General features: G+C 67.5%; 4 protein-coding genes. All 4 read right to left on the bottom strand.

What is annotated here, in order from left to right:
- Positions 1-91: 91 nt before the first annotated feature.
- Complete coding sequence (gene drmC / locus ACWENR_RS28545) at positions 92-802, bottom strand: DISARM system phospholipase D-like protein DrmC (protein WP_452280047.1); 711 nt, start codon at positions 800-802, stop codon at positions 92-94.
- Positions 792-2,858 (bottom strand): DrmB family protein, encoded by a 2,067-nt coding sequence (drmB, locus tag ACWENR_RS28540; protein ID WP_452280046.1) that lies wholly within the window; start codon positions 2,856-2,858, stop codon positions 792-794. The genes drmC and drmB overlap by 11 nt, the downstream gene beginning before the upstream one ends.
- A complete protein-coding gene (gene drmA / locus ACWENR_RS28535) occupies positions 2,855-6,556 on the bottom strand; it encodes a DISARM system helicase DrmA (protein ID WP_452280045.1) in 3,702 nt (1,233 codons plus the stop codon). Before drmA ends, drmB begins: the two co-directional genes overlap by 4 nt.
- A partial coding sequence (locus ACWENR_RS28530) for a type IIL restriction-modification enzyme MmeI (RefSeq protein WP_452280044.1) occupies positions 6,553-7,346 on the bottom strand: 794 nt, incomplete at its 5' end. The genes ACWENR_RS28530 and drmA, both read right to left, overlap by 4 nt.

The raw sequence follows: 7,346 nt of genomic DNA, 5'->3' as shown, positions 1-7,346 counted from the left end.
TGACCCGCCGCATCACCCGCGGCCAACCCGCACGCCGCCAAGCCCGCCGCACCTTCACCCGGACCTGATCAACCCGATCTCAAACACGCTCTTAGCTGACTTTTTCGTAGAGGATGCCGTGTTTGCTGCGCATGAGGGTCTCTATCGATGCGGCAAGGTTGGTGTCGTGCACCAGTAGTCCTAGCTCTACGTTGGTGTTCTCGGCGCTGTAGGAGAAGTTTGCGCTGGTTAGAAGGGTTATTGCGCGGTCGACGACGATGAACTTGGCGTGGTTGACCAGCGGCTGGTGGCCTCCGGGCAGGGTCAGCGTGCGGAATACGGCGGCCTGCGCCAGGTGGGCTGCGACGGTTGCCGGGGAGCCGGCGTGGGCGTCGAGGTACACCGTGACGCTCAAGCCGGGACGTGTTGCGGCGATCCTCAGGGCTGTCCACATGCTTGAGTGCGGGGTGAAGTTGAAGCTGGAGCAGACGATCGACATGCGTGCGTCGTCGATGATGCGTTGGGCTTCGCTGGTGAGGCGGCCGGTGGTGGCCTCGACGCCGGGCATGGTCCAGACGGGGGAGATGTCGGTTCGGACCGCTCGTGCACCGGCGATGGCGCGGAGCACGGCGATCGAGTCGTCCCGGTGTTCCGCACCAATTTTGGCTGCGGTCAGCAGGCGTTTCACCTCGCTGCGGCGGGCGGCGTGCACCTCTTTCAGTGCTTGGCCGGTGGTGCCGCCGGCTTGTAGCACGGTGGCGAGTCGTTGTGCCTCGTACGCGGTCAGGAAGGCGCCGAGATCGGTGTGGGGGTCAGTAGACATCGATGGTGCCGAAGAAGCCGGGAACCCGTTCGTCGTCGATGCTGGGCAGGGTCAGCAGGAACCGTCGGTCGAGGAACCGGTTGGCGCGTTCGCAGGAGGTTTCCGAGGCGAAGCTACAGCAGTGGCAGGCTGCGCCGTGCAGGAAGTCCTCGCCGTGCCGTGGGGTGCGTTGGCCGCAGACGGGGTCGGATGAGCAGCGGGCTGCTCTGCGGAGCGCGTCGAGCAGGAGTCCGTGGAGTCGTTCCGGTTGGCTGAGGGCGACGAGGCCGCCGAGGGTTCCCTCGCTGTCGGAGGCGGTGGTGCAGATGAGTAGTCCGGCGGCGGCGGGGCGGTCGGGGGTGGCGGGCCAGGCGTAGAGGCGTTCGCTGAGGCTGGCGGCGCCGTAGCCGCAGGACATCGCCATCTGGCGGATGAGGGTGTGTGCGAGGGTGTGGATCAGCCAGTAGCGGGGTGCGGGGAACCGGGTGTCGGGGTTGATCTGGGCGGCGGTGGCCGAGAAGCGTCGGGAGAAGTTGTGTCGGTGGGCTTCGCGGTGCGCCCGCCACAGCGCGGTGGGCAGGATCTGCGCTTCCCAGGCTGCGACGGCGGTCTCGTCCAGTTGAAGGAAAATGCCCTCGCCGCGGTCCTCGGTGGCCGGCACCCAGGTGGGTCGGCCGTCGCGGGTGAGCTTGACGAGCCGGCTCGCGAGGTCGTTGACCCGGTCCATCTCGTCGATGCGGGTGAAGCCGATCACCGCGTTGACCTTCTTCATCCGGTTCACGGCGATGACCCGGTGCACCTGCTTCGGGAGGTCGGCGGCGGTGGGCATCTCGGTGACCATCAGCCCGCTGGAGTCCTGCTGTTGCGCGAACAGGCTCGGCTTCTGCAGGTAGTCCCACTCCGGCACAAGCAGCTCGACCGGGTCCCAATCGAGTAGCCTCTCCCGGCGCTCCTCCTCCGACGGTGGTGGGGCGAGTGCCTCGGCTGCGGCTGCGGTCAGCTGCTCGTCGGTGACCCCGTCGATGTCACACTTGTGCGCGACGAGAAGTGAGCGAAGCACCTTCGGCAGGGTGGCGTAGTCGGCCAGTTCCTCCGGGGTCAGGTGCGTGCGGAGCTTCGTGGCGAGCGCAGTCTGCTTTTGCTCCTCGGTGCGGGGCATGACGATGATCGACTGGGTCGAGGCGAACCAAAGGTTGGACGCGCCCATCATCATGAGCGAGGTGTCCAGCCCACACTTCGGGTCGAAGGCGTTCAAATGCGGATGCCGGCCCCGGCAGGCGGGCAGCTTCCGCTTGCCGGCCTCGCCCTGCGCCTCGCCCATGCCGCGCCGCTGTTGGCAACGCTCGCAGGCGATGACCGCGCCGGCTCCCTGACCGATGTTGCTGTCGCGCAGCTTCAGGTCCGGGTGCGGGGCGGCGGGACAGCTTCTGCCACGGTGCACCCACAGCGCGTACGGGAACTCGTCGAGGTGACCGTCGGCGCAGGCGAGTAGGTAACGGGCGGGCACTGCCGGGCTGCGCCTAGCCTTTCCCTTCACGGGAGCCTTGACCTTTCCCTTCGCCGCCCCCGCGAACGTACGTCCGGGACAGCTGGTGTGTTCGAAGGTCGCCAGGTCGGGCCGGAACGGGTGGGTGTTGGTGTAGCTGAACCGGGACAGGGGCCCGAGGTAGTCGCAGCCGGTGCAGCGCAGCCACTGCGGGAACACCCGGGCCGGGATGCCGAGGTCGGAGCCCTCCTGTGACATTGCGCGGGCTTTCGGCTGCCATGGGAACGGTCGCAGTTGCTGCACGCGGGACCCGAGGTGAAGCTGGACCACCTTGAGCAGCCGTGGTTCCTCGATTGTCGGCACGGTGGACCGCCGCCGCCAGATCGGCTCCCAGTCGTCGAGGCCAGCCGGCATGATCGAGAACTGCGGCAGGTCCATGATCGAGCCGACACCGTAGGTGTAGAGCAGTGACGACGGGCGGGCCGAGCCGACCTTGGCCCGGTTCTTGACGTTCGACTGCTCGCTGTCGGCGAGCGGGTCCAGCGGCTGCGCCGACTCGAAGATCATCTGCTCTGCGTCGTCGTCCGTCACTCGTCGTCTCCTTCGGACAGCTCCCACGCTGGCGCGTCGTCGGGTTCGACGACGAACAGCCGCTCGGGCACGGGGCTGACCAGCAGGTTGATCTCCGGCTGGACCTCCCGCATCGAGTGCGCGACGACGAACGGCGCGCGGTCCGGCTGACCCTGGTGGGCCTTCGCGTTCTCCGGGCTGATCAGCAACGGCAGGTGGCTGTCGTTGTCACCGGTGCGCTCGTACACCAGGGTCTTGCTGAGCTTCCCGGCGTACTTTCCCCGAGCGTTCCACTGGTCCAGCCGGTTGATCAGCCGCTGGTGCGCCTGTGCCATCAGGTCGTCCAGCTGAGCCGCCGACCGGATTCGGGCGCCGAGTCGATCGACCAGGGCGGCGAGCGCGTCCTGCTCGTCACGGACCCGCCACGCGGCCCGCTCCGGCGACAGCCCGTCGTCGCGGTGCGCCTGTAGCACCCGCGCCGCGCTCACCAGCACTCCGTCGATGCCCCGGTCCAGAGCCGTCGGCGAGAACGGGGTGACCGACAGCGCCTCGACCTGCGCATAGAACGTCTCGTGGTAGTGCCGGAACTGCTCGTAGTGGGCCAGGTCGCGGGGCCGCGCCCAGTTCCCGAGCGCCACGACTAGCCCGGGGCGGCCGCAGTCCTCACCCGGGCGGCCGACGTCGCGGCCCACCCGCGAGGACGCCTGGATGTACTCGGCGGTGTTCTTCGGCTGCCCCACCACCAGCATCAACCCGAGCCGCTGCACGTCGACCCCGACCTGCAGCATCGAGGTGGCCAGCACCACGTCGAACGGGTCGGCCTTCGGCCGCTCCAGCCGCCCGCCGGCCTCATGCTGTTCGAGCCGCTGTCGCATCGCCGCGGTCGTGGCGTAGCCGGGGTCGAACTCCAGGGCCAGGTTGTCCAGGGTGCGGCCGATGTCGACTGAGGCGATCCGGGAGGTCAGCTCACCGGTGACCAGCCGCCCGTACGAGCCGAGCCGCCGTGGGAAACCCGAGCCGGGGCGGGGTTGCCGGACCCGGTTCTGCACGTCGTCGGCCATGTAGCGGGCCATGCCGGCCAGTTCGCGGGTCGCGTTGAAGTAGCCCACTAACGTCATGTAGGGATCGGCGGCGGACCCACCGCGGTCGAACAGCAACTGCCCGGCGAGCAGCAGCACCTCGGCGACCCGGATTTCCGCGCTCGACAGCCGCACGCCCTGCGCGCTCACCCCGATGTAGCGCCTGCCCGGGGTGGTCGGCCCGATCGGCAGTTCCTGCGAGAAGTACGTGTCCGCCACGTCCAACACCTGCGGCGGGAAGATCTGCACGCCGCGCCCGTACAGCCCTCGCACCTGCTCGTCAGCGCGGCGCACGGTGGCCGTCGAGGCCACGATCATCGGCCGGACTGGTTTGCCGTCTGCGGTCTCCCACGACGCGAGGGTTTCCACGGCCACCTCGAAAAGCCCCACGGCGGTGCCCAGCGCCCCGGTGATCAGGTGTAGCTCGTCCTGGATGATCAGATCCGGCGGCCGGAGTCGTCCCACCGGGCGTACGGTCGCGGCGGGCAGGCCGGCCTCGGCCTTGTGACCGGTGGTGACGCTGCAACCGGCGTAGTCCGGGTGTACGTAGTCGTGCCGGCCGCAGTGCCGCCCGACGTAGCCGAACAGCGATGCCGCTTCACCCTCGCGCGCCAGCCGGGCGAACTTGTCGACCGTCGCGATCACGAACGCCGGCGGCATCCGGTAGATCTCCTCGTCCACCGTCAGCATCGGCAGGCCCTCATCCACCTGGCCGCCCTTGGCGAACGGGCACCGCCCCATATCATCGCCGCAGAAGACCAGCACCCGCCGGTCGGTCTGGATGGGTTTCACGTTCGCGGCACCGATCGGGCTGCCGCACCACGGACACCGCTGCACCTGCAACACCGTCAACCGGTGTCCGCCGTACATGCTGGCCTTCGTTAGCTGGGTGTTTGCCTCGTCCCACCGCTTCGGGCTCACGTCGGTGCCGACCCACAACCCGATCCGAAACGGTTTGCTACCCCAGGTCGCCTCGTCCCGACGGCGAACCAGCTCCGCCGCGCACACCAGCGTGGTGGCCCGCTGGAACTGCTGCGCGGTGAGCAGCCGCAACGTGTACCGCATCAACACGGCCACCCCGTCACGCCCGTCCAACGGGCCGTCCGACGACGCCACCACCTGCTGCCGACGCCGAATCGCGAACGTATACGCCGCCAGACCCAGGTACGCCTCGGTCTTGCCACCACCGGTCGGGAAGAACAACAACTCCACCCGCGACAGCTCACCACTGCGCGCCGCCGCGGTGGGATCGGTCAACGCCGGCAGCTGCATGAGGATGAACGCCAATTGGAACGGCCGCCACGACGACGGCTTCTCCCGCTCGTCGGCCCCGACCTGACCGCGTGCGTCATCGAACGACAGGCTCGGGTCGGAGCTACGCAATGCACCAATCCGAGAGTGGACCCGCTGGTCCCGCATGACCTCGTTCATGAACCGGAAGCACGCGAACGCCTCCGGATCGGCCACCACGTGCGCCAGCCCATCCGCCAGCCGCCGCTGCGCCGCACGCGCCTCCTCCACGACCTCCTCGGCCAGCTCTCGCAGATGATCGGGAAGCTGCGCCGCCTTCGCGGCCTCACCGTTGAGCCACTTTCGGTACCCGTCCACCAGCGGAGCGAGCCCCTCACGAACCTGCTCAGGGCTGGCCTTGGTGAGAGCGTCCATGCCCAGCATCGCGCCCGTTACCGACCGCGCCTGCGTCTGCGGTGTCTCCGCGACTGGCAGCCACGTCGTCCACACCGCTGTCGCCCGCCGCGCCCCCGGCTTCGCCCGCCAGTCCACCGAGCAGGTCCGCCCAACTGCGAACTCCAGCCGGTTGCGGTATTGCAAGTGCAACCGGCGCATCTCGTCGTCGTGCTCCGGCCACTCCTGCTCCATGACGTCACGCACCGGCAGGAACACCGCCCCACCGTCCGCCTCGACGTGCAGCTTCGTTTGGAACAGCCACTCGTGCACCGGGATCGTCGGCGGCGTCTCCCGATCATTGACCAGCGCGATCTCGATCAACCGCCGACCGAAACGCGCATCGTCGTAGGCGTCGATCCGCAGACAGATCTGCCCGGTCAGCACCCGCGTGTACGTCCGCCCCGGCGTCAGCTCGGCCACCGCGATCTTCTCGACGATCCCGACCGGCGTGCGTCGATACCGCCGCAGCGCCCGGCCCCGCTTGTCGACCTCACCGGTCTTCACGCTCTCGTAGGTACCCCACGACGCGGTGACCGTGAACTCGGCCAGATCGTTCGGCACCTGGAACCGCAACCCCATCGACGACGGAATCATCAGCCCCTGCCGTGGAGCCTTGTCGTCGGCGTCATCCTCCTCGCCCTCGACGTCGGTGCCGTCGGCAGACTCGGCCGGGATCCCACGCTGGGCGTGAAAACCCGCCGCATCAGATCGGATGCCTACCAGGCCATACCCGTCCTCAGAGCCGGCCGAATTAGCATCGGGCTCGGTCAGCTTCACCGGCGCGATATGCCCCACCAGGTACAGCTGACGTGGGCTCACCGTCAACAGCTCATCCGGACCACCCGATGGCCCGAGCAGCTCACGCTCTAGGACGTCGACCAGGTTCTCCCGAACCGTGTACGAGGTGCCATCCGGCTCTCGCGCGAGCCGGAAACCCGGTGCCGAGTCAGTCACAGCAGTGTCTCCTGGCCCTCGTGGACCACCGGCTTTCGCTGGCGGGCAGCCGCCTTCTTCGCTGCCTTTGGCTGCTGCGCCGCCGCGCGGCGCAGATTCTCCGCGAGCAACCGGTCCAGGATCTCCACCCGTGCCGCCGGGCTCACCGTCCACCGCGTCATTTGACGGTAAGTATGGAAGCCATGGTCCAGCGGCACATCCGACCACCCGTATGCCGCCATCACCGCCCCGTCCAGGTCAACATGGATCTGTCGGATTGCGGCGATGGCCGGGTCGTCTGAACTGTCGATCCTGATGTCATTGATGAGGTTGTAGAGTTTCGTAATTCCGATTCGGCGATCGAGCATGATTCGTGCTCTAACTTCTTCGAGCCTCCTGCCCAATGCTTCTAATTGTGCAGAATGTGGGGGGCGGGGGAATGTGGCGAAAGCAACAGATGGAGAATAGCTCGGATCGATTCGCATGGTGGCGCTGTGTTTGACGGTCCACATCCAATGCAGCGACGACGAGAGGATCGCTTGATCGGAGTATGAATCGGTGGCAAACACGATCAGTTTGTGGCTGAATAGTTGATTCGTTGATACTCGGACGGGGATTATAGTGCTGCTTACTTCGGCCATTACAAGCGATTGATCGAGTCCCGCAATAGCTCGGCGCATTGACGAGGCGTGTCTCTCGTGGCGCCACCAGAGCCTTCTAAGAGCGTGTTTGAGATCGGGTTGATCAGGTCCGGGTGAAGGTGCGGCGGGCTTGGCGGCGTGCGGGTTGGCCGCGGGTGATGCGGCGGGTC

This window comes from Micromonospora sp. NPDC004336 (genome assembly GCF_053602615.1).
The sequence above is the reverse complement of the archived record's forward strand: the minus strand, read 5'-3'. Positions and strand labels throughout refer to the sequence as shown.

What these genes read in the sequence shown, in the direction of transcription:
- drmC (WP_452280047.1), bottom strand. Translation starts at nt 802, where the DNA reads ATGTCTACTGACCCCCACACCGATCTCGGCGCCTTCCTGACCGCGTAC.